The sequence below is a fragment of the Streptomyces sp. NPDC005070 genome (assembly GCF_053600395.1).
Genome location: NZ_JBSFZS010000414.1, coordinates 1 through 1963 on the forward strand (window position 1 = coordinate 1; position 1963 = coordinate 1963).

The 1963-nt window shown below is 66.3% G+C and carries 2 protein-coding genes; both read right to left on the reverse strand.

What is annotated here, in order from left to right; translation table 11 throughout:
• Positions 1-36: 36 nt before the first annotated feature.
• Positions 37-1149, reverse strand: a complete 1113-nt coding sequence (locus tag ACWEBX_RS39710; RefSeq protein WP_451889565.1) for a glycosyltransferase family 4 protein — start codon at positions 1147-1149, stop codon at positions 37-39.
• Positions 1150-1206: 57 nt separating this feature from the next.
• Positions 1207-1620, reverse strand: coding sequence for a DUF4913 domain-containing protein (locus ACWEBX_RS39715; RefSeq protein WP_451889566.1), 414 nt, complete (start codon positions 1618-1620; stop codon positions 1207-1209).
• Positions 1621-1963 lie beyond the last annotated feature (343 nt).

Sequence of the window (1963 nt, forward strand, 5' to 3'; positions counted from 1 at the left end):
TCCTGCTCTCCACGGCGCTCATCACCGTCGCCGCGCTCATGTGGCAGCGCACCCGCGAGCGATGGCGTCCGCCCAGGCGATGTGGCGCTGCGAGGCATCCTCGGGCGTCATGACCACACTGTCCTTGCCCAGGTGGGCCGCACCACGCGCGGGGTCCTGGAGGAACTTGGCCGCGCCACTGTCCCGGTTCACCAGGATCGGAATGCAGTGCGCGGCGGCCTCGGTGGCGACCAGGCCGAAGCCCTCGGTCTTGGACGGCATGATCACCACATGGTTGGCGTGCATGTCGTTGACCAGGTCCTGCTTTTCCTTGGTGAAGGGTTTGACGGTGACCCTTCCCGGTCCGCCGGCCTGGCTGTCCGCCCGAGCTTGCGTCTCCTGGAGCTTCTCCGGATTCGCGCCGCGGATGGTGAGGTGCACCTTCTTGCCGTTGTCGTTGAGGTGCTTCACCGCTGCCAGGGCGTCGCCGCCCCCCTTCATGGGGTCATCCATGCGCCCCATCAGCAGCACGTTGAACTGTTCCTTCGGCGACGGCGGACTGAAGGTCTTGACCGTTTCGCCACCGGGCACCAGATCGTGCCAGCTCTTGGCCTCCGCGTTCATCGCCTGAATCCGCTGGACGTCCTCGGTCAGGGCTCCGCCGACACCGACACCGACGCGGGCCGTCCTGAGAATGTCCTTCTCGATCTTCACCTTGGCCTGGCCTGCGTCCGTCCGCATCTGAACCATGGCCGCGTCGTTCGGATCGGTGATCTTGGCCTGCTCCAGCTTCTCGGGCGAGGTGTGGAGAAAGTTCATGTGCACGGCGTCCGGATACCAGGCTGACTGCATGGCGGACGCCGCAGGTCCGGAGAACCGGCTGTGCCCGATGACGATGTCGTACTGGCCCTCTCCCGCGGCCGGAAGGCCGAAATCCCGCGGATCCTGCTGGGCCGCTTTGAGGATCGTCTCCATCTTGTCCTCGCCTGTCACCGGGGGAACCGTGTGAACGGTCGCGGCTCCGTGGTCCTGCGGCTTTTCCGTCACATAGAGCAGGTCAACTTTGTGGGCCTGGTTTTCCGCGAGCCCCTCGGTGATGAGCTTGTTGAACACGGGCACTCCGCCGAGCCCCATGCCACTCTCGTTGGAGACAACAAGGATGCGTGCCATGCCGGTTTCTCTTCTCTTCTGTGCTCGAAAGGCAGGTGGTGGGGATCAGGACCTGGATCAGCCGTCGTACACGTCGACCCGTGGCGGGTCCTTCGGTCGGTGGCTTCCGGGCTTGCAGCCCGAGAACGGTCCCGAGGGGTCGCGCAGAAACGTCATCGCCGGTCCCAGGAAGTCCCGGTGCCACATGGCGGGCCCGTTCATGCCGGCCTTGACGGAGGTCATCTCCTGCCATGCCATCCACAGGCCGTAGAGGTGGGCCACCGCGTCGGGGTGCTCCCACCAGCGCGGGCACCACGGGGCGCGTGACGACTCCTCTCCGGCGTAGACCGGCAGCAGGAGGTTGTGCACCCAGATGACGAGGCCGCGTTGAGCCGTCGTCAGGTCGTTACCCTGCTGGTAGAGGATGAACGGGGGTGGGCCCTGTCCGGCTTCCGCTCCCTCGCCGCCGCCGCCGGTGGTGTCGTCGTTCATCCGGTACGCCTCTCCTCTGTCATCTCGTCGGCCCCGTGGGGCGCCGATGCGGTCTCGGACGGTCCCTCATGGCTCTCAGAGATGTGGGAACACGGTTGGGCGTACTTCTGCGAGTCGAGGCGGTCAGCTCGTCGGTCGCGGATCGCCGTACTCCCGTGTCGATGTGACGGCGCCGTTCTTCGGCAGCGGCAGTGTTGCCGCCCCGATGACAGTCGGTTCGGTATCGGCCATGGACGTCCCTTCCCTCGGCGCGATCCTGCGGGTTCGTGTGATGCTTGCCCGCCGCGACCTGGTCCTGGGTCTGGGAGTTCGAGAGGTCGCACCAGACGGCGAAGGACCCGCC

Coding starts and splice junctions, on each gene's coding strand:
- ACWEBX_RS39710 (WP_451889565.1), bottom strand. CDS start 1,149: ATGGCACGCATCCTTGTTGTCTCCAACGAGAGTGGCATGGGGCTCGGC.
- ACWEBX_RS39715 (WP_451889566.1), bottom strand. CDS start 1,620: ATGAACGACGACACCACCGGCGGCGGCGGCGAGGGAGCGGAAGCCGGA.